Below are 20,660 nucleotides of genomic sequence, written 5' to 3' on the forward strand. Positions count from 1 at the left end.
GAGGAACGCCGAGAAGACGGCAGCCATGCTACCGTACTGCTTCCAGCGCTGCATCAGGCTGTCACCCCCGAGGGCTCATCGCGAGTGTCACGGTCAGTAAGTCCGACGAGGTCGGGGCGGACAGAAGCCAAGAACTGGACGATAAGTCCCGTAAGCAGCCCCTCAACGACTGCGACACCGAGGTTGAGAGCGGAGAGTCCACCAACGGCGATTAGCAGGTCACCACGCGGGAGCGCGCTCCCGTTAACCCCGCTGATGACGATGATTGCCCCCATCAGGAACGACCCCACTGAGAGGCCGAGTGTCGCGGCACTCGCGCTGGCGGGGAAGACGTCCCACTCCATCCCCATCAGCGTCTTGAACGCGTAGTAGGCGACGATCGCTTCGCTGGCGTTGATNGTGTCCGAGCGCCGCCGAAAAGATGTTGACGACCAGCGCGACGAGCGCGCCGAGAAGCGGTCCGGCGATGATACCCACGAGCCCGGTGAGATTCATGTGAATTCCGCCCCACACTGGAATGTTAAGCTGGAAGACGGCAAAGCTCGCAGCCGCGCCAATACCTGCGAGTGCGATCTGGTGTGTCTTTATTCCACCTTTCCGTATCCGGTAGACCACAGTAGAGATTAGTCCAGCACCGATCAGCGTCCACAGCACGAGCGCCCAGAGGGGGAACGACCCCTCTCCAAGNGTATCCGGTAGACCACAGTAGAGATTAGTCCAGCACCGATCAGCGTCCACAGCACGAGCGCCCAGAGGGGGAACGACCCCTCTCCAAGGTGGATGTGCGGCATGTCTGTTTGGCAATTATAGACTTAGATATAATAACTTTGCTGTGCTAGGATAGAAAAACATAATAAGAAAAACGTAAGGTGAGTTTGCGGTTTAATCCAAAGCACGGACACGCGTGCCGGTGACAGCGATGCCGAGCCTACGTATCGCTCGCTTCTGTGCCGTTTCGGTCGACGGGCACGACAGTGTATTCCACCGAGACAGACTCGTCCACCCCTCGAACGGTGCCGATAAAATGGAGAACGTTTTGATACGCGGCTTCGACGACGAACGTCTCGACACAGCCGGCGTTCTCTCGGAGGCAGTTATGCGAGTTCGACCGGATGGACCCTTCGAACTCATGGCGGATATCCATCATTCGGCGTTCAATCTCCGGCTCGTCGTATCCAAAGACCGCAGTGACCGTCGTCAACACCCGCCGGTCCTCGTAATCGCTCTCTTGATACTCCTCGAGCAGTGACTGACAGGCCTCACGAATCACCTCACTCCGGCCGGTGTAGCCGTGTTCTTCCGCAAACGTATCGAGATCTTCTCGGAGTCGCTCTGTCATCGAGGAGCTCACGATGGGTATGTATTAAAATTTGACTCGTGTATAATAGATATGGCGGTCTAAAGAAAATAAATTAATAACTCTGCTGTGAGAGCGTCTCAGTGGCTAGTCTCGACAGGACTCCCGAGCTCATCCCTAATCTGTGCGACGTGGTCCACGAAGTCGCGGGCGGTCCGTCCACGTGGGCGTTCTAGATCAATGGAGAACGTTGATTGTACGGTTCCCGGGTCGGCATCCATGACGATCACGCGATCAGCGAGTGTCACTGCCTCGTCGATATCGTGCGTGACAAACACGACGGTCTGTTCGGTCTGTGTCCAGATATCGAGTAATTCACCGTGTAAGCGATCCCGCATTCGAGCGTCGACGCTGCCGAACGGTTCGTCCATCAAGAGGATCTCCGGGTCGACGGCAAGAGCGCGAGCGATCCCGACCCGTTGTTTCATACCGCCGGACAGCTCTTTCGGGTACGCGTCCTCGAAGCCGTCGAGTCCCACCAAGTCGACCAACTCTTTGACCCGCGCTTCGCAGTCGGGGCAGTCACACGCGGGCCGGTCGAGGCCGAACCGGATGTTCCCGCGGACGGTTCGCCAGGGGAATAGCGCGTACTCCTGAAAGACCATACCCCGGTCCAATCCGGGACCAGTAACCGGATCGCCCCCGACCAGTATCGAGCCACCGTCCGGGTCGTCAAGTCCGGCGATTGCCCGCAACAGCGTCGTCTTCCCACACCCCGAGGGACCGACGACACAGCAGAACTCGCCCTCTGCCACCGAGAACGAGACGTCTGCGAGCGCTTGCGTCGACTCGTAGGAGCGGCTGACGTTCTGGATAGTGATCTTCTCACGTGAGTCTCGACCGGTCGACGAGTCCGAACTCAGCGCCATGCGAGGTCCCTCCGTTCGAGCAGTCGGAACCCGACGTCCATACAGAGGAAGGCCAGGCTGATCAGGAACATGTACGCGACGCTGGTCGCCATCGCGAGGTTGTTCGAGGCGTTGATGATCTCGTAGCCGACGCCGGGCGCACCGAACAGCTCGGCGCCGACGACGATCATCCAGCAGCGACCGATACTCGTCCGGAATCCAGTCAACACCTGTGGAGCAGCGCTCGGGAGGGCAACGAGTTTCAACATCGAGAGGTCGCGCTCAACACCGAGGGTCGACGCGGCATCAGTCAGCTCGCCAGAGACGCCTTCGACGCCCCCATACGCCCCGTAGAAGTTGATCCAGAACGCTCCGACGAAGACGATGAACGCCGCGCCGGTGTGGTGGATGCCGAACCAGACGATGGCGAAGACGATCCACGCTAGTGGTGGTATCGGCCGCAGCACCCGGACGAGCGGCCGGAGCCAGTCATCGAGTGCTCCGTTCCACCCCATCGTCAGTCCGAGTCCGATCCCACAGCCTGCACCGAGGAGTAGGCCAGGGACATAGTGAAACAACGTCTGTGCGAGGTGGGCGAGCCCGGTCGGCAGTACGAGACTCGACCCCAGTATGGGCACGACGATCGCCGTCGAGGTCGCGAACAGGTCGACGAACGCGCGCACCGACTCGAGCGGGCCCGGCACCAGATACGACGGCTGGGTCGTCATCGCGCCGACCCACCAGACGAGGAGAAACACGAGGAGACCGCCCAAGCCGCGTAGATACCGCCGCAGGTCACCCTCGAAGCTACCGGTGACGACCGCGCTGGAACTGGTATCGGTCTGCGTGGCCATTACTGGAGTGCGTCGTAGGGGTCGAACGCGAACAGGTCCTCAGTTGCGACCGGTTCTTCGATATTGCCGACGTTCGCGACGAACTCACCCATCGTCGCGGCCTGATCGGTGATGGCGTGCGGGTCCGAGATGAACTCGGACGCCCCTGAGTCCATCGCGGCCTTCGCGAGGTCCTCGCTCACCCCAGAGCCGATCACCGAGGCGGCGTGGGCGGCGGCTGTGTCCGGTGAGTCTGCCGTGAACTCGGTCGCAGCCATGTGCTGTTCGACCAGCGATTGGGCGACTTCGCTGTCGTCGAGCACTCGCTGGTTCGCGAACAGCACCGTGACCGGATGGTCTTCGAAGATGTTTCCGGACCAGGCGAGTTCGCCGAAGCCGTCATCCAGGCCGATGATCGTTGCGAACGGTTCCTGGATGATCGTCGCGTCGATATCGCCAGACTGGATTGTCTGGACCGCCTTCGCTGGCGGAACTTTCGACTTGTTGATTGCGGAATCCATCTCTCCGGCGTCTAAGTCCTCCTGAATCCAGTATCGAAGAACAATGTCGGGAACGCTCCCGTCCGGTGGGGCACCGAATCGTATCTTGCGACCGTACTCCTGCTCGAAGCGCTCGAACATGGCTGGCCCTTCTTGTTCGTAAAGACTGACGAGTTCAGAGGTCCCCATGATCTTGAAACCATTCCTCGAGTTCGCGGCGAGGATACTGGCATTGGTCCCTTTGTCAGCGAGAACCATCGCGGGAGTAATCCCGAAGAGCGCAACGTCGACATCCCCACTCGCAAATGCCTTGACTACACTGGGGCCGGAGCTAAACCGCTCTATTGTGACGTCTGTCTGAACGTTCTCGTAGTACCCCTCTTGATCCATCACGTAGTGCTGCATGTTAGGATAAATTGGGACGTACGCTACCGTGACTGAATCGAGGGAACTACCGCCCTGACCGAGACAGCCAGCAATTCCCGTCGCAGCAATAGTGGCTGTGCCCGTCTGGAGGAGTCTTCGGCGCGAGATGTGAACCATCTGTGTTGATAATTCAAATTTAGATTATAATAATTGCTGTGATTTTGCTAAATAAGATTAATACCGAAGATAGATAGAGTCCTCAGATGTTGCTATAATCAACGTGAATTCGGCGAGAACAGTAGAACAGAATCAGCTCAGATCGGCCAGCGGGCTGAAATCATCTACCGGTGAGACAGAGTAATCAATTGTGAGAGTATCCTTAGTGGCTCGAATCTTCCCAACAAACGCCGAGATCTCTTCGAGAGACCCTTCGAGCACAAACAGTTCCATACAGTGGTGTCCGCCAACGTGACTATGGAAATTCGAAGCGACGATGTCCTCGTATTCGTGGCGAAGGTGCATCATTTTCTCTTCGACGGTCGTCGTTTCGTAGTCGAATAATACGGTAACCACTCCCATCAGTTCGCGCCCTTCGAGTTTCTTGTCCTCAAATTCACCCATGAGGTTCCGACTCGCCTCCCGAAGTACCTCACTCCGACCAGTGTATCCGTGGTCGTCGGCAAACTGATCAATCCGCTCAAGCAATTCCTCAGGCATTGAGACNCTCCGACCAGTGTATCCGTGGTCGTCGGCAAACTGATCAATCCGCTCAAGCAATTCCTCAGGCATTGAGACGCTTACTACGCTCATATATCAATCTAGCCGGTAGAATATATTAAGATTTATTATTTTTATTCGCTGGTCGCCGATCGAGGTTCCTCTGATAGAGAAGCAGAACGTCTCGACATCATCAGCTCTGGCTCAAAATTCGCAGTTCAGCACAAGCAGTTAGTTTTCTGATTCATGCCGACACAGATTCGTCCCTGACGGTACTTCCCAGAACGAGTGCGCCGGCAATGATTACGAGATTCTTTACAATATACTGACCCTCGACCGTTAACCCGTACGGGAACGTGGTATAGACAACTTCAGGCAGCAGTACCATCGGGAGGAACGTACCCGGAAGTTGGAGTGCCAACAGCAGCAATCCAACACGCGTAAGCGGTGGATAGAGCAGACAGATTCCGATGATCACTTCCCACACACCAAGTACCGGGACGAAAAACTCAGGCGGAAGAACGTACACCGTTGAGGCGACGAGGTCACCGGCCGGCGAGACGCCGAGTACTTTGAGTGCGCCGAACCAGATGAACACCGCTCCGACAGCGGCTCGCAATGCTGGGACGCTCCAACGGTCCATTTTCGATGCGAGTGTCGCGTCGAGTGCGTCCAACCGATCCCGGTACGCGGTTATCGTGTCTTTCGATTCGTTTTCTGAGGTTGCCATCGCGTGTGTAATAGCTACGATTTTGCCGGACAAAAGGCTTCTAGCTCTTGATCGACCGTGTCAGATTCTTTGACTAGAACTTGTGTGATTCTCACTATCCCCACTATGAGAAGGGTCAATTAGTTCATCCCAGTCATCTGGATTCCATCAACGAGTGACCGATCAATGTCGTCGTACCCGATCGTCCGTCCGCCGTAATTATCAGCGAACGATTCAGCTTCGCTGGGTTCCGAGAACGGCATGAGATCTGGCCCCATTCCACCCATTACATCCGATTCGATGACGTATCTGAGGCCCGTGGCATCGGCGAATGTATCGGGGGCGGTCGGTGCTGGCATCTTCTTTCGCTCAGTGTCTTCAGGGATCTCCCAGTCAACACGGGAGTAGTCCGTGACGTATACCGCGGTCGCCTCCGCGCCGTCAGCTACCAGATTAAGATGGTACGGGAAGAGGCCATGTGCGAGCGTGTGAAACCAAGCAAGGTTCTCAGTTCCTTCGGAGCCTTGGACGGGGCCCTGTCTGGGCTCGGGTTCTGTATCGGTGTAGAACACCTGCCCATTAGGGCCTCCATGGTCTCCGATCACCATTCCACCTTGATAGTCTGTCTTTTGACCCGACAAATCCACTGGTTCAAGACTTGAACCAGAGGATCCCCCAACGCAGCCAGCCGTTCCAATTACGACTCCCAAGCCGACTGTATGAACGACCTGTCGACGCGATACCAAATGCGAGTCAGGTTCAGATTTCATAGCTGTATTTCTTTATATAGAGTCAATACGGTTCTGGTGTGACTGTCAAACGACGTTTGCCATAGGACATAAATCACTCACAGGAGAGGTTCGCTCCCGATCAACTAGCGCCTAGATTAGTCCTGTGTGGACGATGTCGGGCACAGATTAGTATACACTGAGATCGGGTTCCTTAGAGCTCAGCCAAGCTAGTCGCTTGTGACATCCTCACCAAGTGAACCCGGGGCGTGGGCGTACACAGCGTAGAGGATCATCGCAGCGATCAGGAAGTCAAGGCTGTGTTCGACGAAGTGGTGAACCGGCATCGGAACAGCTCCGAGAACAGTCCCAGCGCCAATTAGTGACCGTAGAACAAGCACCCCAACCGCGGCGCTCATCAGTCGGTACTGGCCGGTCTGGCGGCGTCGATACGCGACGAGGCTCACGACGAAGAGCGCGCTGGTTCCGATTCCGGCACACGCGATGACGGTCAGCAGTACGGGCGACCCCTGAACGGTCAATGGCACGAGAGCCGAGAAGACGGCCTGAACGATGAGCGACGCGATCACGACACTGGCCAGTATTCGTTGGGAGTGATAAGAAGACACGGGGCGAAACGTTCTCATGGGAGGAAAGCCCCCGACAGGTTTTATCTCTCAGCCGATTACGGGCGAATACTCACGATGGCGACGACCAGAGATCGAGTGCAACGACACGTCCGCGAGACGCCTGGTATCCACTTCAACCAGGTGGAACGCGATCTGGACATCGCCACCGGACAGGCGCAGTATCATCTCCGACGACTAGTGAACGACGGGGAGTTGATCGTCGAGCGGATCGCTGGTCGGGCTCACTACTTCGTTCCCACCTTCGACCTGTGGGAACGACGCGCGCTCGCGTTCCTTCGACGTGAGACCGCCCGCGAGATCGTGTTGCGACTCCATGCGGACGGCCCTCGTCGTCCAGAGACACTTGCCACAGAATTGGATCTCTCACGAAGCACGGTCTCATGGCACGTCTCGACCCTCAGCGACGCTGGGATCGTGACGAAGTCCGACGACCGTCCGATGACGATCACGCTAACCCGCCCGGAACACACAGCTGAGTTGCTTGATGTGGTGTCGCCCTCGCTGCCAGACCGGATCGTCGACCGGTTCATCCGGACTGTCGACAACCTGTTTGAATGAGGCGCTGACTGGCTGGACCCGCCCGGATCGGACGGGAGTGGCGCATTCGAAGGTCACACCAGATACCTCAAAACCGCGGGACCGATACGCGAACGTATGGACCGACGGAGTTTCTGTAAAACCGCTGGCGTCGCGGGAGTCACCGCCGGCACTGCCGGTTGTCTTGGTGTCCTTGGCAGTAGTGGCGCCGAAGGAACCATTCTCGGACCGCCGGAGAGAGACCTCAGCGAGGCGTCATTCCCGAGCTACGGTGACAACATGCCCGAGTTTACTGTCCCCGACCCGATCCACGGTGAGGAGATATCGACGGCCCAGTTCGAGGGCGAGCGCGCGGTGCTGTGGACATCATTTTACACCAACTGTCCGGATGGGGTGTGTCCCGCACTCATTCTCCGGCTTCGTCGCGGACAGGAGGCCGCCGCTGAGGCGGGGNGCTGTGGACATCATTTTACACCAACTGTCCGGATGGGGTGTGTCCCGCACTCATTCTCCGGCTTCGTCGCGGACAGGAGGCCGCCGCTGAGGCGGGGTACAGCGACCAAGTCGCGTTTCTCCCCATCACGTTCGATCCCGAGCGGGACACCGCCGAGGTCCTCCGTGAGTACGCCGGCCAGCAAGGGGTTGACCTCGACGCGGGTAACTGGCACTTCCTCCGGACAGAGACCTACGAGCGGGCCCAAGAGATACACGACGAGCACTTCGGTCTGAAGATCGAGAAGCAACCAGCAGATGACATCGAGAATCTAGAGTACCGTTTCCCGCACTATGGGCTCATCATTCTTGCCAATAAGCAAGGGATCATCGAGCGGGCGTACCCACGGGGCCCGCGAACCGACATCGACCGGCTCGTCGACGACCTCGAACGAGTGGCCACCGCGTGACAGTTCTTGGGTTCTAGGAGGCCAGCTACTGTCATTTTCCGCATCGTAGTTGTTGATTGGAGCCCGTCGCTTGTATCGAGCCAGCGAAATGTGACCAGTACTCGGTTAGTGCCCCATCGCACCCCCGAGAGGCTGGTAATGCGGGAACATCGGATGCGGGAGGTGAACACCGAGCGCCATCAGCCCGTGCGCGAGCAGCACGTACCCCAGCACGACGAACCCCACACCGAGCAGCCGATGAACGCGTCGCCGGTGGGCAACGTCGATCGACTGGATAATGGTCCCATAGAGGAAGACGGCTGGAATCGTCCCAATACCGAGAGCACCGAGGGCGATTCCGCCAGTGGCAGGGGAGCCGCTCGCGAAGGCGAACAGATACGCGGGATACAGCATCGGGCAGGGAAGAAACGCGTGGACGGCGCCGAGCCCAACAATACTCGGGCTGTTCACGTGCCGATGGACTCTCGTTGCGAGCCACGACGTGACGCGCTGGACGCCAGGGATACGAATATCGCCTCCGCTTCCACCAATGACGTACCGAACGCCCGTCGCCACAATGAATCCCCCTACCGCGAGGCCGACAGCACCCCGCAGGAGATCAGCGATCGGTGTCAGCTGGTCGGCGGTGACGAACACGACGCTCCCAAGCGCACCAAAGAGGGCCCCGAAAATCGCGTACGTCGTCGCCCGGCCGACGTTGAACAGGAAGTGCTGGCGAACCTCGTAGGTTGTGAGATGACCGGCACGCCCGTCGTTGGCTGTCACCGTCCCGCCGTCAGGCTGCGGCGTCATCTGCTTCGAGTACATCGTCACAAGTGGACCGCACATCCCGATACAGTGTGCGCCGCCCAGCACGCCGATGAGAACGAAGAGTACGACGTCAATACGGAGGAGCGACTCGATCATAGTCGTTCTCGGTTGCGCATGGGTTTGTGTCGTCTGGTGTGTCTCTCGAACAAGCCCAGACAGATACCGCGGACATGTTACGATAGGCGAACAAGAGGTCGTGCTAGACTAGAGACGCTCGCAAGCATCTGGAGTGTAGCTTGGCGCAACAATTCTTGACAGTGGATGCGAATACACCAACAATGACAGACGAAATCGACATCCCAACCGAGCCGCGGGCTGCGGTCGACGCACTGGCGGCCCATCTAACTGCGACCGCAGATCGCCCAGTCCCGCCAGCGACGAACCGATGGCTCGGAGAGGCTGAAGCCGTCGCTCGCGATGCTACTAGTGATAATCTTGACACCCAAACCAGACAGAAACGGGTTCGGCAAGTTGCTACACTGCTTGAGTCGGCTGACGAAACGGACGATGCCGTCGCCGACCGCCACATCGAAGCGGCGATTGAATGCTGTCGAGTCGTTCTCGATAACGAGTGATAGCAACCCCGTTTATACGGAAGAGCCCTCTCGCCACGTGTTAAATTCTACTAGGTAGAGAAACCAAATTAAACTACACAAAGTTATCCAGTTTTGTTAAAGAAACCATTATAAGTTACTAACGAGTGTTCCAGCGCACCACACTTATATTCGTAGTCTCTGAAGAATACTTTGATGAGTTCAAAACAAGACGACCTCAAGGAGACGAACACTGAGGCCCGCTTCGAGTTCAAAAAAGAGGAGAAATCCGCCTTCAAAAGCGAGAAGGGGCTCACCGAGGAGACGGTCCGCGTCATCTCGGAGGACAAAGACGAGCCGGAGTGGATGCTGGAGCGGCGCCTGCGCGCGCTCGAACAGTTCCAGGAGATGCCGATGCCGACCGACTGGCCCGGCCAGCCAGACCTGAGCGAGGTCGACGTCGACGAGATAGTCCCCTACATTCGGCCGGACGTCGACGTTCGTGCCGGCGTCGATGACTGGACGGAGCTCCCGGACGACATCAAGGACACCTTCGACAAGTTGGGCATCCCGGAGGCCGAGAAGAACGCGCTCTCCGGCGTCGGCGCCCAGTACGAGTCGGAAGTCGTCTACCAGAACATGCAGGAGCGCTGGGAGGAGAAGGGCGTCATCTTCTGTAACATGGACGAGGCCGTCCAAGAGCACGAGGAGATCGTCCGCGAGCACTTCATGACGAAGTGTGTCCCCCCGAGCGACAACAAGTTCGCGGCGCTTCACGGCGCGATCTGGTCCGGCGGCTCGTTCGTCTACGTGCCGGAGAACACCACCGTCGACATGCCGGTCCAGGCGTACTTCCGGATGAACTCCGAGGGGATGGGCCAGTTCGAGCACACACTCATCATCNCCGGAGAACACCACCGTCGACATGCCGGTCCAGGCGTACTTCCGGATGAACTCCGAGGGGATGGGCCAGTTCGAGCACACACTCATCATCGCCGAGGAAGGCTCCGAAGTCCACTACATCGAGGGCTGTTCCGCCCCGAAGTACTCGAAATTCAATCTCCATTGTGGCGGCGTGGAAGTGTTCGTCGACGAGGACGCCCACGTCCAATATTCGACCGTCCAGAACTGGTCGAAGAACACGTACAACCTGAACACGAAGCGTGCCATCGCCGAGAAGGGCGGGCGCATGGAGTGGATCTCCGGATCGATGGGCTCGAAGGCGACAATGCTGTACCCCTCGACGATCCTGAAGGGCCGTGGCGCCTCCGACAATCACATTACTATCGCCTTCGCGGGCGAGGGCCAAGACATCGATACCGGCGCGAAGGTGTACCACAACGCACCTGACACGAAGTCCACCGTCGAATCGAAGTCGATCGCGAAGGACGGCGGCCGCACGAACTACCGCGGGCTCGTCCACATCGCGGACGGCGCCGAAAACTCCTCGACGGCCGTCGAGTGCGACGCGCTGATGTTCGACAACGAGTCGACGTCGGACACGATGCCGTACATGGAGATCAACGAGTCGAAAGTCGACGTCGCCCACGAGGCGACCGTCGGCAAGATCGGCGACGAGGACATCTTCTACCTCCAGTCGCGCGGCCTCGACGACGACGACGCCAAACAGATGATCGTCTCCGGGTTCATCGAACCGATCACCGAAGAGTTACCCATCGAGTACGCCGTCGAGCTCAACCGGCTCGTCGAACTCGAGATGGAGGGCTCGCTCGGATAGTAGTTCGTCTGGACTACGCCACCCTTATCGAGAAATTCTCATGGCTATCGATCCACACTTCGAAGCGAACCGCGATGTCGCTGAGAAACACGAGGGGCACCGAGTCTGGGGGCCAGTCGACGAACCGGAACAGCAGGGAATCCACGGCACACACGTGGCTGTCGACTTCGATATCTGTATGGCCGACGGTGCCTGCCTCGAGGACTGTCCCGTCGACGTGTTCGAGTGGACGGATACACCGGGGCACCCCGAGAGCGACATCAAAGCCGATCCGATTAACGAGACACAGTGTATCGACTGCATGCTTTGTGTCGACGTGTGTCCCGTCGACGCCATCGATGTCGATCCCGGACGAGCGGGGCGCCTGTGAGGGATGATTGAGGAACCACTTATGACCCTCCCACTCCAGTGCTACCGGTGCGGGGCAGAGTATACCTATATCGGTAAGAGTCCACATTGCGCACAGTGCCCAGCATGCGGCTCCTCTTGCGTTCCGCCGGCTGGCAGTCTCACCGTCGTCAACAGCGTTCACTGGGAGAGTGCAAACGGGCTCGCGAAAGTCTGGGTCCACAGTGTGGATGAACGTGACCGACCGTTCGAATTCGAAGTCGCTGCACACGGTCGCCGTGGCAAGTTGGTTGCGATCAAAGTTGACGGCGTACCGATTAACCCACAAGTTGACGAGACACTGGAAACGCTCCCACCAGCAGTGAAGGCCAAAATCGAAGCACAGGGAATAACAGACGTCGATATCGCGACAGTCACGAACTCGAAAGCATGATACCAAGCCAGATTACGCAACGACCGACACCCGCGAGCATCGGCTCGAAGGATGTCCTCTTACATACGGTCGAAGGGGGACGGTAAGGGGATGAGTACTGACATCAGATTCACTGACTTCAAATCCGACAAGCAGCCAACGTGGTGTCCCGGTTGCGGGGATTTCGGCACCATGAACGGGATGATGAAAGCCCTCGCGAACACCGGGAACGACCCGGACAACACGTTCGTCGTCGCAGGGATCGGCTGTTCCGGGAAGATCGGGACCTATATGTACAGCTACGCACTCCACGGCGTTCACGGTCGCGCCCTTCCCGTGGGAATCGGGGCGAAGCTAGCGAATCCGAACCTCGAAGTGATGGTCGCCGGCGGCGACGGAGATGGCTACTCGATTGGCGCTGGCCATTTCATCCACGCGGTCCGTCGCAACGTCGATATGACATATGTCGTCATGGACAACCGCATCTACGGCCTCACAAAGGGGCAAGCCTCGCCAACATCGCGTGAGGACTTCGAAACCTCGACGACGCCCGAAGGGCCGAAACAGCCGCCGGTCAACCCACTTGCGCTCGCGCTGGCTGCCGGCGGGACGTTCATTGCCCAGTCGTTCAGTTCGGACAGCCAGCGCCACACCGAGATCGTTCAGAAAGCCGTCGAACACGACGGGTTCGGCTTCGTCAACGTCTACAGCCCTTGTGTGACGTTCAACGACGTCGATACCTACGACTACTTCCGAGACACGATTGTCGATCTCGACGAGACAGACCACGATCCGACGGCTTACGATGACGCTACAGACATGATTATGGATGGAAATAAAGAGTACCAGGGTGTACTCTATCAGGACGAGCACTCGGTTGCCTACGAAGAGCGTGAAGGGCTCTCAGACAATATGGCGGTCATACCCGACGGAGCTCCGGACAATGCAACGAATCTCGTTCGGGAGTTCTACTGATACACATGCCTGATTGTGCTACCTGTGGCGAGCATATTTCTGCTCAGTTTGCACATGTGTTCGGCGACAAGGACGGCGTCGTTCTTGCATGCCCGTCCTGCTCGCCCAATGCTGGTATTGGAAAGGAAATACGACAGCGAACAGACGATATATGAAGATTCTCTCTCTATTGGGCCCTATTCACTCGTATTGTCACGCCCATGGGCGGGATGAGCCGTACAAATTATCAAAGCAAGCGAAGAACACTATATGACCTAAATGACCTTTTCATTTGACACGACTTACAAAGAGTTAGACTCGGAGCTGTATTCGAGAGTGACACCGAAGAGTATCGCTCATCCCGAAATTGTGGTTCGTAACGACGAGCTATGCGCTGACCTCGGGTTGGATACAGCGAAGCTTGATGTAGAGATGCTAGCAGGTCAAGATCGCTTGGAAGAACCGATCGCCCAAGCATATGCGGGCCACCAGTATGGGAGTTTTACGGTCTTGGGCGACGGGAGGGCGATGATACTCGGCGAGCACGTACACGATGGGAGTAGATACGATATTCAACTGAAAGGGTCTGGTCGAACGCCCTACTCCGGAAGAGGCGATGGAAACGCAACTGTCAGCTCGATGCTCAGAGAGTATCTGTACTCGTATGCAATGCGAAATCTAAATATAAAGACATCGAGAAGTCTTGCGGTCGTCGAGACTGACGACGCGGTCAACCGACGCCGGACAGAGCCCGGAGCCGTCCTAGTCCGAGTAATGAACAGCCACATTCGGTACGGAACCTTCCAGTACGTCGCAGCCCGAGCACCCGACGAACTACAGCGGTTCACTGACTATGTAATTGACAGGCACTACCCGCAGCTACACAAAAACGATCGTACATATGTGGAGTTCTTCGATGTAGTCATGCAGTCAGCGATCGAAATGGTTGTTGACTGGTTGCGTGTCGGATTCGTCCATGGCGTCATGAATACGGACAACATGAGTATCGATGGAGAGACCTTTGATTACGGACCCTGTGCCTTCATGAACTACTATGACGAGGAGACGGTCTTCAGCTCAATCGATAAGCACGGGAGATACGCATTCGGAAACCAGCGACCCATCCTGCGGTGGAATCTCGAGCGGTTCGCGGAGGCACTCCAACCGCTGTGTTCACAGTCAGGGCTCACGTATGGTGAACTCGAAGCCAAGCTAGACGAATTTGAGGATCGATTTGATGCGCAGTACTACGCGATGATGCAGAAGAAGTTGGGGATCGGCTCAGATGGCGAGGAAGAGCTCGTCGATGAATTCTTGGAGTGGCTTCGTAAAACGAACGCAGACTACACTAATACATTCCTCGAATTAGAGGCACCCAAGACGTTTGATGACCCGGTGTTTACAACTGCGGAATTCGAGCAGCTGAGGGATAAGTTGGCTGCGGTCGGCCTGAATGAGGAGTTGATGCAGGAGGTCAATCCGCGGTATATTCCCCGCAATTATCTAGTTGAAGAGTCACTAGATGAGTATCTCGAAACTGGAGAGCTATCCAAATTCAAGCGGTTACTGACCGTGTTGGAAACCCCCTATACGTCAAAGGATATGCGTTCGCAGTTCCAACAACCACCCCCACGAGAGTTCGATGCCGAGTATACAACGTACTGTAACACGTGAACGAACGTCATGAAAACACACTCTTGACCCCCCTCTGCCTGNCCCCCACGAGAGTTCGATGCCGAGTATACAACGTACTGTAACACGTGAACGAACGTCATGAAAACACACTCTTGACCCCCCTCTGCCTGAAGGGAGGGAACCAGACCACCGAGTCCGGACGGTCGTCTCCTTTCGGTTCCAATCCGCACTCGGAGGGAACCGGGGGCACACCATGGGACCTATCGTTTGTCTCCCTCGGAGGGCTGTGCCCCGGTTAACGAGACCCCATTCGGACTCTGTGTCATCACCGTGCGACCCACCGCGGTTCGCTACCCCTTGTGGTTCGGGGACGGCATCTCACCGAGTCCGTACCACTTATCCCAACAGCTATTATGGAGAGTAGATTGTACTCAAGGAGCTAATTTGCTAGAATTAGTCCTCGAGTCCGAAGTCAGCAAGTGAGTGCGTATGATGCCACACAGCAACCACTTCGTTAACGTCGAACGTGAGGACGCTATCTGTCAGCTGAATTTTAACAACTCCGTCCTCGATTTCTGAATCGTGGAGGTGCATCTCCAACGGTTCATCGAACTCTGAAACTTCGAGCATTAATTCGCCTTTCTCTTCGAGTTCCGATTGGAGTTCCGCTGTTTCAACTACCATCGCATTATCAAATGCGAGCTTGTTAAAAGTAAAGTTTAGTTCTATTTCTAAAAACTTATTTTTGCCAAAACTCTTAATTGTACGGATTAGACAATATTGTCGCGGTTGAACCTACCGTATTGGCCGTATTAGATCTCTCGACCTTCGGTATGTAGATCACTACACCCAGTCGCCGACCTTTAGCAGCATCTTCGTCGGCTCGCTGTACCGCAGTACATCGCGACGACTACGCGTGACCCACTCTCAAACTAGAGCAGTCTGTACTATAAGTTAGTCTATCTAATTGTACTTTTCAGTTGTACACTTTCACATCGTACGGTTATACTTGCTAGTACAACTAGTTGTACTCTTTATTATGTCTGACGGGTATTTATAACTGAGCAGTCTAATACGTGAGTTATGCTCGCCTACACGACTTACAGCGAAGCAGGCGGCGTGGGGAAGACCACGCTCGCGTCGAACCTCGCCGACGCGCACAGCCAGCACAATCGTGATGTCCTCGCCATCGACCTCGACCCGCAGAACGGCTCTCTCACCTACTTACTCGGAGTCAACGCTCATCGCGATGACGGCGATGCGGACAACATTGCCCGACACCTTATCGACCGGCCGAAGGGTGACTTCGAGGACCTTATCCACGAGACGCAGTACGGCTTCGACCTCGTCCCCAGCCACAATATGCTTGAGAACCTTGCTGACCTCCTCGGCCGTGCCTCGTCGATGGCGGAAGACCTTGGCGAGGAGTTCGAGCGCCACGACCAACTGCGGCAAGTGCTACTAGAGGCGGGCATCCCCGATCAGTACGACACGATTGTCGTGGACCCGCCGGCGACCGCCGGTCCACACCTCTACAATGCGATTGGTGCCACACGCTCACTTGTGATTCCCCTAGAACCGACAGGAAAGGGGATACAATCTATCGAGGGCCTTCGTGATGTCGTCCACGGCTTTGAGAAAACGGTCGGCGTGACAGTTGGCGTCCTCGCGGTCGTGCCGAACGGCGTCGGTCGAACCACTGACCAGCAGCGCTATCTGAAGCGCATCAGCGAACTTGGCTACGACGCCCCAGTAGCGATCGGCGAGCGGGCCTCTCTGTTCGAAGGGTGCTGGTCGGAGCAGACAACGGCGTTCGCATACGTTGACGAGTACCGCTCTCGGAAGCGCGACCATGAGATGGAGACGCTCGACCAGTTGCGTGACTTAGCCGGCCACCTAGAGGAGGTGAGGGCCTGATGGCGAACGGGATGAAGTCCGGCAGCGGGGACGACCCCTTTGCCGATGAGGACACTGATGTAGATGACGCTGACGACGACGGTCGCGTCGACGAACCTGCTGGCAGAGAAGCGCAAAACGCTCCGTTCGAAAAAGAAGAGCCGGAGACACCAGCACCGGCGTCGACATCAACAGCGACACCTGGTATCCCGGACCACCCAGCCGATGAGCCCTCGACGCTGCCGTGGATCCACCGCCGGGACGGGGTGAAGGATGACCGCGACCACAAGACGATCCATTACACAGAGCACACCGTGAAGCGAGAACGCCGGGAGCTCCGGCCTAACCTCGAGGAGCTACTCGGTGACGATGTTGAACTCACTGACGCCCGGGAGGCTGCCTACCTCGCCGGGATGAATCACGTCGACGAGGTCGCGGATATCCTCCGGGAGTGGGGGTACGACATCGACTGAGTACTGATTTTCATCAACAACTTCGGCGTTGCCTCTCGCTCCACAAACTCTACGTTGATCTCGTCTGAACAGCCGCTGAGGCGGGGGTTTTCGGGCATGAATCACTTTGAAAACGCACCGCCTCACCTTTCAATCCTTATCTGAACACCGTCAGTTCACTGGCACCGGCTCTTAAGCTACGTCAGATAGAACGACTGCGTATGCTACGACAGTTTCTCGGTTCGCTCGGCGTTCTCACGACGCTCGTTCCGGATCGGATCATCGACGTATTCGAGGCGGTAGTGGTCGAGAACCCTGACGAAAACACCGTCCATTCGTGGTTTAGCCCCCTTATTCGGGCGGAAGGCGTCGTCATTGTGCTCGCTGCGCTTCGTGGCGGTCGCCTCTACGTGTGGCTGATAAATGTCACCGGAGTCTTTGGTGCCGTCTTGTTTTTCTTCCCGCGACTCTACGAGCAAATCGCCGGGCCGCTCGTGTACGAAGACCCTGAGCCAGTGGAGTGGAACGAACACCTCACCGATGGTGTCCGCGTGATCGGCGCTGTGTACGTGCTCCTCGCGCTTTTGGACCGTCAGCGTCGAAACGCGTCATGACCGATGATCTTTCCGACCGCACGATCCTTCTCACCGGCGGAACGAGCGGGTTCGGACGGGTGGCAGCAGTTGACCTCGCACACCGAGGGGCGACTGTCGCAGTCGTCGGCCGCGACGAGTCGATGGGAGCCACCCTCGTAGAACAGTCCAGTGACCTTGCTGGAACGATCGCGTTCCATCAGGCCGATCTCGCGTCCCAATCTACCGTCCGATCCCTCGCAGCAACGGTAAAACACGAGTACGACCATATCGATGTACTCGCACACAACGCCGGCCTCTCGGTCGGGTCACGACGTGAGAGTCCGGACGGAATTGAGATCACGCTCGCGGTGAACCACCTAGCTCCCTACCTCCTGATCTACGAACTGCTCGATCATCTCCGTGACGCACCCAATCCGCGTGTTGTCATTACCGCCTCGGACATTCATCGGCGGGCGACACTCGATTTCGACGACCTACAACTGACGGACGGGTACGACTCACTCGACGCGTATGCCCGCTCGAAGCTGGCGAACATCGCGTTCACGATCGAACTTGATGACCGGCTCCCAGATGACTCTGCGGTCACGGTCAACTGCGTTCATCCAGGGTTCGTTCCGTCGACGGACTTGTTCCGCGAGGCATCGCTCCGAACGCGGCTCCTGGTTCGGATCGCCGGGCTGGTTCCGGGTGTCGCCACCTCAAAGCAGGCAGCCGCCGATCGCCTCCAAACACTTCTCGTGGACCCTCAGTATGGCTCCGTAAGTGGCCAATACGTCGGCAGCGATGGCCCCGCAGATCCCACACCCGAGGCGACGAACCAAGTGGTGCGACGGCGGCTCTGGGAAATGAGTGCTGAGCTGGTCGGCGTTCCACCCGACTGGCCAACGCCTAGGACCAACTAAGATGCTTTCACCGTTAGCATTAGTGATGATCACGGTATCTCCGTCATTGGTGTATATCGGAGAGATAGAGGCTTAGTACAACTCTGTAGTTGTACTCATTCCTCTTCCTGTGTGAAGTGTCCTATCTCGTTGAGAGCAAGCTCAAACCCCACGAAACAACATAAGTGAAGGTCCTGTATCGCTTACCCGGACCCCGTCCTCAGACGAAGAGAATGAACGCTGCAAACTACTCGTAGTAGCTAACGCGGTCGACAACTTCCGCGAAGGCGACATTCTCGCGTACATCGGTGATCTCGATAGTGACACGCTCACTCTGTTTGGTGTCGGGAACAATAACGACGAACCCGCGCTCAACACGGGTGATGCCGTCGCCCTGGTCACCAATGTCTTCGATTTCGACAGTGCGTTGTTCTCCCTCCTCGACAGGGGGCGCCTGTGACGGTTGCTCGGGCTGTGGATCGGCGTCAGTAGTGTTAGTTTCGCTGGTGGTAGGTGACTGCAACACAGCGACACGGTACGTTTCGTCCGCCTCTAGGTCGCCCAGGCGGAGCTCTTGTTCCGGTATCTCGATCACATATGACCCGTTCCGCTCTTCGACTTTCCCTGAGAACAGACACCGAAGTTGATCTGAAATCTCCATTTATAGACTGTACACTCCCATACGCGACGAATATTACTTTATCTTGCTGTCTCCCTACTCCGGCGCTACAACGTTCTCACACGCCGGACACTCGCTCCACACGCCCTCTGTGCCGTCGTCCTTCTCGTACTCAACGAGGATCCATGCTTCGGATATATCCTCACCACATTTCGGACACCGACCGAGGGACGATTCGTCAGCGTTCATGCGAAGGGGTGGAAGGAGCGTGTGACAGTGTTCCCTCCAAATGGATATCTGCTGGTCTTGAACCTAAGCCTTTGGCGGCTTTGCGGGCCAAACACACTAGGTTTCCGGTGGATGTAGGCCACCAGTCTGATTAACCAACATCTGCTCTTTCTCTATTTTGTTGGTTAAGATTGTGGTCGATCGTCACCCGACTTCCGGATCCACGCGAGTGCTTTACTCATCGACGACTGTCACCTCTAGGGAGCTTCCCGATTTGACCTTCTACTCGAGCCTCTTTCCATCGAGGTCCATCGCCTCGGCGAGCCCCTTCGGAACCGTCACTTTGTACCGCCCGTTCGCGCCCTGACTGACTCTCGTTTTCGCCATCTCTGTACAGGCCTATATTTAGGCCTAGAATTAGTCCTAATGTAGGCGTTCAGATAACCCCGGTTTTCTGTACGTCGCTCTTGTGAAGTACGTTGTTGGTGAGTCAGAGAACTGCTTGGACAATCTCTTTGAGTGCTTCCCGGCCCGGTTTGGGGAGAATTCGTCGTCGAAGTTGGAACGGTCTGAGATACGCAGTCAGTTTGTCTTTTGAGACGCCTCGATGCGGCGAGAGCCACCGTCGCGCCAGCGACGCGTGGCTCTCGCACGAGTTCACGTGGGCGTCTCCATCAACGTACTCACCGTCGCCGTGAATCACTGATTCTCGGTGGTAATCCTCATCCTCGTCAAGTGGATCGTAGGATCGAAATCCGTCGGTGTAGACCGTTAGCGACTCCTTCTCGTGATTGTCGAGAAGGAGTCGCACGGTTGCCTCATCAGCGGATTTCGCCGGCACGACGTATTTCTGATCGCTGCCGCGATCTACGAGCGTGAACACTGGCGGTTTGTCCTCTTCGTACGTTCCTCGTCCGCGTTTCGAGAGGCCACGCGAGCGCGACTCCCGGTCGCGCTCGCGACCTTTCTTCCCGGCAGAGATGTAGAATTCGTCGATTTCGACCGGGCCAACGAGATCGAGGGTAGGCGCGTCGAGCGTTCTGGCGAACTGCTCGACGCGCCGGCGAAGCGACCGATACGAAACCTTGAGTTCAGCGTCTAGCTGGCGGATACTCGTGTTGAATCGGAGAAACGAGTAGAACACAAACAAGAGCCTGTCGAGGCCGATCTTCGCGTGCGCGAAGATCGTGCCGGTCTTGGGGTTGAACGTGCGGTCGCAATCCTTACAGAGATATCGTTGATACTCCCGGTAGCTGCCGTGTTTGATCACTGACACAGACTGGCAGCGCGGGCAGTAGATGCCATCGCGCCAGCGAACCTGCTCATAGTGCCTAGTAGAAGTTATGAAGGTAGAGTTTGATGTGTAGCTATGTCTGGGGATCGCCGTAAAGAGATCGTCCGTCACCTCAGC

24 protein-coding genes and 4 pseudogenes are annotated in these 20,660 nt (G+C 56.9%); 13 read left to right on the forward strand and 15 right to left on the reverse strand.

All coding sequences use genetic code 11. From position 1 onward, the window contains the following. Positions 1 to 53: 53 nt before the first annotated feature. From C463_RS09625 to C463_RS09665, 9 genes and pseudogenes are all read right to left on the reverse strand, one after another. Positions 54 to 738, reverse strand: a pseudogene (locus C463_RS09625) (energy-coupling factor ABC transporter permease). A gap of 190 nt (positions 739 to 928) precedes the next feature. Beyond that, positions 929 to 1,339, reverse strand: coding sequence for a CopG family ribbon-helix-helix protein (locus tag C463_RS09630; protein WP_008443187.1), 411 nt, complete (start codon positions 1,337 to 1,339; stop codon positions 929 to 931). A gap of 98 nt (positions 1,340 to 1,437) precedes the next feature. Beyond that, positions 1,438 to 2,226, reverse strand: coding sequence for an ABC transporter ATP-binding protein (locus tag C463_RS09635; RefSeq protein WP_008443188.1), 789 nt, complete (start codon positions 2,224 to 2,226; stop codon positions 1,438 to 1,440). After that, on the reverse strand, positions 2,217 to 3,059 hold the full coding sequence (locus C463_RS09640) for an ABC transporter permease (protein ID WP_008443189.1): 843 nt from the start codon (positions 3,057 to 3,059) through the stop codon (positions 2,217 to 2,219). The genes C463_RS09635 and C463_RS09640 overlap by 10 nt, the downstream gene beginning before the upstream one ends. Continuing rightward, positions 3,059 to 4,081: an ABC transporter substrate-binding protein gene (locus C463_RS09645; protein WP_080510799.1), complete on the reverse strand. Its 1,023-nt coding sequence runs from the start codon at positions 4,079 to 4,081 to the stop codon at positions 3,059 to 3,061. Before C463_RS09645 ends, C463_RS09640 begins: the two co-directional genes overlap by 1 nt. Before the next feature lie 132 nt (positions 4,082 to 4,213). Next, positions 4,214 to 4,621, reverse strand: a complete 408-nt coding sequence (locus C463_RS09650) for a CopG family ribbon-helix-helix protein (protein ID WP_049905347.1) — start codon at positions 4,619 to 4,621, stop codon at positions 4,214 to 4,216. 244 nt (positions 4,622 to 4,865) lie between these two features. Continuing rightward, a complete protein-coding gene (locus C463_RS09655) occupies positions 4,866 to 5,351 on the reverse strand; it encodes a DoxX family membrane protein (protein WP_008443192.1) in 486 nt (161 codons plus the stop codon). Between the two features lie 119 nt (positions 5,352 to 5,470). Continuing rightward, positions 5,471 to 6,100: a nitrous oxide reductase accessory protein NosL gene (locus tag C463_RS09660; RefSeq protein WP_049905776.1), complete on the reverse strand. Its 630-nt coding sequence runs from the start codon at positions 6,098 to 6,100 to the stop codon at positions 5,471 to 5,473. Between the two features lie 188 nt (positions 6,101 to 6,288). Continuing rightward, a complete protein-coding gene (locus tag C463_RS09665) occupies positions 6,289 to 6,648 on the reverse strand; it encodes a DUF7471 family protein (protein ID WP_008443195.1) in 360 nt (119 codons plus the stop codon). 114 nt (positions 6,649 to 6,762) lie between these two features. On the opposite strand from C463_RS09665, the gene C463_RS09670 reads away from it, so the two are divergent. Both C463_RS09670 and C463_RS20295 read left to right on the forward strand, forming a co-directional pair. Continuing rightward, a complete protein-coding gene (locus C463_RS09670) occupies positions 6,763 to 7,266 on the forward strand; it encodes a winged helix-turn-helix transcriptional regulator (RefSeq protein ID WP_049905778.1) in 504 nt (167 codons plus the stop codon). 96 nt (positions 7,267 to 7,362) lie between these two features. Beyond that, a pseudogene (locus tag C463_RS20295) lies at positions 7,363 to 8,147 on the forward strand (SCO family protein). 105 nt (positions 8,148 to 8,252) lie between these two features. Here C463_RS20295 and C463_RS09680 read toward each other — a convergent pair. Continuing rightward, positions 8,253 to 9,053 carry a sulfite exporter TauE/SafE family protein gene (locus tag C463_RS09680; RefSeq protein WP_008443197.1) on the reverse strand — a complete coding sequence of 267 codons (801 nt, stop codon included), beginning with the start codon at positions 9,051 to 9,053 and terminating at the stop codon, positions 8,253 to 8,255. Between the two features lie 182 nt (positions 9,054 to 9,235). Between C463_RS09680 and C463_RS17680 the strand changes: the two genes are divergently transcribed. From C463_RS17680 to C463_RS09700, 7 genes and pseudogenes are all read left to right on the forward strand, one after another. Further along, the gene (locus tag C463_RS17680; protein WP_008443198.1) at positions 9,236 to 9,532 is read left to right on the forward strand and encodes a hypothetical protein; all 297 of its coding nucleotides are present in this window, start codon (positions 9,236 to 9,238) and stop codon (positions 9,530 to 9,532) included. Between the two features lie 174 nt (positions 9,533 to 9,706). Next, a pseudogene (sufB, locus tag C463_RS09685) lies at positions 9,707 to 11,228 on the forward strand (Fe-S cluster assembly protein SufB). Positions 11,229 to 11,268: 40 nt separating this feature from the next. Further along, positions 11,269 to 11,598: a 4Fe-4S dicluster domain-containing protein gene (locus C463_RS09690; protein WP_008443201.1), complete on the forward strand. Its 330-nt coding sequence runs from the start codon at positions 11,269 to 11,271 to the stop codon at positions 11,596 to 11,598. Between the two features lie 204 nt (positions 11,599 to 11,802). Further along, the gene (locus C463_RS19660; RefSeq protein ID WP_239638879.1) at positions 11,803 to 12,009 is read left to right on the forward strand and encodes a hypothetical protein; all 207 of its coding nucleotides are present in this window, start codon (positions 11,803 to 11,805) and stop codon (positions 12,007 to 12,009) included. Positions 12,010 to 12,099: 90 nt separating this feature from the next. Further along, on the forward strand, positions 12,100 to 12,963 hold the full coding sequence (locus C463_RS09695) for a 2-oxoacid:ferredoxin oxidoreductase subunit beta (protein WP_008443204.1): 864 nt from the start codon (positions 12,100 to 12,102) through the stop codon (positions 12,961 to 12,963). A 5-nt stretch (positions 12,964 to 12,968) separates the two neighbouring features. Further along, the gene (locus tag C463_RS20300; RefSeq protein WP_425493583.1) at positions 12,969 to 13,118 is read left to right on the forward strand and encodes a DUF7563 family protein; all 150 of its coding nucleotides are present in this window, start codon (positions 12,969 to 12,971) and stop codon (positions 13,116 to 13,118) included. A 103-nt stretch (positions 13,119 to 13,221) separates the two neighbouring features. Further along, positions 13,222 to 14,616 carry a protein adenylyltransferase SelO gene (locus C463_RS09700; RefSeq protein WP_008443205.1) on the forward strand — a complete coding sequence of 465 codons (1,395 nt, stop codon included), beginning with the start codon at positions 13,222 to 13,224 and terminating at the stop codon, positions 14,614 to 14,616. A gap of 414 nt (positions 14,617 to 15,030) precedes the next feature. Here the strand turns inward: C463_RS09700 and C463_RS09705 are convergent, their stop codons facing one another. Continuing rightward, positions 15,031 to 15,261, reverse strand: coding sequence for a hypothetical protein (locus C463_RS09705; RefSeq protein WP_049905779.1), 231 nt, complete (start codon positions 15,259 to 15,261; stop codon positions 15,031 to 15,033). Between the two features lie 399 nt (positions 15,262 to 15,660). Here C463_RS09705 and C463_RS09710 point away from each other — a divergent pair, with 399 nt between their 5' ends. Further along, positions 15,661 to 16,494, forward strand: a complete 834-nt coding sequence (locus C463_RS09710; protein WP_008443207.1) for a ParA family protein — start codon at positions 15,661 to 15,663, stop codon at positions 16,492 to 16,494. After that, positions 16,494 to 16,946, forward strand: coding sequence for a hypothetical protein (locus tag C463_RS09715; protein WP_239638880.1), 453 nt, complete (start codon positions 16,494 to 16,496; stop codon positions 16,944 to 16,946). The genes C463_RS09710 and C463_RS09715 overlap by 1 nt, the downstream gene beginning before the upstream one ends. Here C463_RS09715 and C463_RS18625 read toward each other — a convergent pair. Next, a pseudogene (locus C463_RS18625) lies at positions 16,943 to 17,044 on the reverse strand (IS6 family transposase); the annotation flags it as partial. The gene C463_RS09715 and the pseudogene C463_RS18625 overlap by 4 nt on opposite strands. A 102-nt stretch (positions 17,045 to 17,146) precedes the next feature. On the opposite strand from C463_RS18625, the gene C463_RS09720 reads away from it, so the two are divergent. Both C463_RS09720 and C463_RS09725 read left to right on the forward strand, forming a co-directional pair. Next, positions 17,147 to 17,539: a hypothetical protein gene (locus C463_RS09720; protein WP_008443209.1), complete on the forward strand. Its 393-nt coding sequence runs from the start codon at positions 17,147 to 17,149 to the stop codon at positions 17,537 to 17,539. Further along, positions 17,536 to 18,423 (forward strand): SDR family NAD(P)-dependent oxidoreductase, encoded by an 888-nt coding sequence (locus tag C463_RS09725; RefSeq protein ID WP_008443210.1) that lies wholly within the window; start codon positions 17,536 to 17,538, stop codon positions 18,421 to 18,423. Before C463_RS09720 ends, C463_RS09725 begins: the two co-directional genes overlap by 4 nt. Positions 18,424 to 18,649: 226 nt before the next feature. On the opposite strand, the gene C463_RS09730 is transcribed toward C463_RS09725, so the two are convergent. From C463_RS09730 to C463_RS09735, 3 genes are all read right to left on the reverse strand, one after another. Continuing rightward, positions 18,650 to 19,063: a TRAM domain-containing protein gene (locus C463_RS09730; RefSeq protein ID WP_193365864.1), complete on the reverse strand. Its 414-nt coding sequence runs from the start codon at positions 19,061 to 19,063 to the stop codon at positions 18,650 to 18,652. Between the two features lie 54 nt (positions 19,064 to 19,117). Then, positions 19,118 to 19,270, reverse strand: coding sequence for a DUF7837 family putative zinc-binding protein (locus C463_RS19210; protein WP_008443224.1), 153 nt, complete (start codon positions 19,268 to 19,270; stop codon positions 19,118 to 19,120). A gap of 469 nt (positions 19,271 to 19,739) precedes the next feature. After that, the gene (locus C463_RS09735; protein ID WP_137695271.1) at positions 19,740 to 20,594 is read right to left on the reverse strand and encodes an IS1595 family transposase; all 855 of its coding nucleotides are present in this window, start codon (positions 20,592 to 20,594) and stop codon (positions 19,740 to 19,742) included. Positions 20,595 to 20,660 lie beyond the last annotated feature (66 nt).

Origin of the sequence: Halorubrum californiense DSM 19288, from assembly GCF_000336875.1 — an archaeon.
GTDB lineage: Archaea > Halobacteriota > Halobacteria > Halobacteriales > Haloferacaceae > Halorubrum > Halorubrum californiense.

Excerpts from the sequence above, each read along its gene's own strand:
- C463_RS09720 (WP_008443209.1), top strand. The coding sequence starts at position 17,147 with ATGCTACGACAGTTTCTCGGTTCGCTCGGCGTTCTCACGACGCTCGTT.
- C463_RS09715 (WP_239638880.1), top strand. The coding sequence starts at position 16,494 with ATGGCGAACGGGATGAAGTCCGGCAGCGGGGACGACCCCTTTGCCGAT.
- C463_RS19210 (WP_008443224.1), bottom strand. The coding sequence starts at position 19,270 with ATGAACGCTGACGAATCGTCCCTCGGTCGGTGTCCGAAATGTGGTGAG.
- C463_RS09660 (WP_049905776.1), bottom strand. The coding sequence starts at position 6,100 with ATGAAATCTGAACCTGACTCGCATTTGGTATCGCGTCGACAGGTCGTT.
- C463_RS09640 (WP_008443189.1), bottom strand. The coding sequence starts at position 3,059 with ATGGCCACGCAGACCGATACCAGTTCCAGCGCGGTCGTCACCGGTAGC.
- C463_RS09650 (WP_049905347.1), bottom strand. The coding sequence starts at position 4,621 with ATGCCTGAGGAATTGCTTGAGCGGATTGATCAGTTTGCCGACGACCAC.
- C463_RS09655 (WP_008443192.1), bottom strand. The coding sequence starts at position 5,351 with ATGGCAACCTCAGAAAACGAATCGAAAGACACGATAACCGCGTACCGG.
- C463_RS09730 (WP_193365864.1), bottom strand. The coding sequence starts at position 19,063 with ATGGAGATTTCAGATCAACTTCGGTGTCTGTTCTCAGGGAAAGTCGAA.
- C463_RS09630 (WP_008443187.1), bottom strand. The coding sequence starts at position 1,339 with ATGACAGAGCGACTCCGAGAAGATCTCGATACGTTTGCGGAAGAACAC.
- C463_RS09680 (WP_008443197.1), bottom strand. The coding sequence starts at position 9,053 with ATGATCGAGTCGCTCCTCCGTATTGACGTCGTACTCTTCGTTCTCATC.
- C463_RS17680 (WP_008443198.1), top strand. The coding sequence starts at position 9,236 with ATGACAGACGAAATCGACATCCCAACCGAGCCGCGGGCTGCGGTCGAC.
- C463_RS20300 (WP_425493583.1), top strand. The coding sequence starts at position 12,969 with ATGCCTGATTGTGCTACCTGTGGCGAGCATATTTCTGCTCAGTTTGCA.
- C463_RS09670 (WP_049905778.1), top strand. The coding sequence starts at position 6,763 with ATGGCGACGACCAGAGATCGAGTGCAACGACACGTCCGCGAGACGCCT.
- C463_RS09710 (WP_008443207.1), top strand. The coding sequence starts at position 15,661 with ATGCTCGCCTACACGACTTACAGCGAAGCAGGCGGCGTGGGGAAGACC.
- C463_RS09635 (WP_008443188.1), bottom strand. The coding sequence starts at position 2,226 with ATGGCGCTGAGTTCGGACTCGTCGACCGGTCGAGACTCACGTGAGAAG.
- C463_RS09725 (WP_008443210.1), top strand. The coding sequence starts at position 17,536 with ATGACCGATGATCTTTCCGACCGCACGATCCTTCTCACCGGCGGAACG.
- C463_RS09695 (WP_008443204.1), top strand. The coding sequence starts at position 12,100 with ATGAGTACTGACATCAGATTCACTGACTTCAAATCCGACAAGCAGCCA.
- C463_RS09690 (WP_008443201.1), top strand. The coding sequence starts at position 11,269 with ATGGCTATCGATCCACACTTCGAAGCGAACCGCGATGTCGCTGAGAAA.
- C463_RS09705 (WP_049905779.1), bottom strand. The coding sequence starts at position 15,261 with ATGGTAGTTGAAACAGCGGAACTCCAATCGGAACTCGAAGAGAAAGGC.
- C463_RS09645 (WP_080510799.1), bottom strand. The coding sequence starts at position 4,081 with ATGGTTCACATCTCGCGCCGAAGACTCCTCCAGACGGGCACAGCCACT.
- C463_RS09700 (WP_008443205.1), top strand. The coding sequence starts at position 13,222 with ATGACCTTTTCATTTGACACGACTTACAAAGAGTTAGACTCGGAGCTG.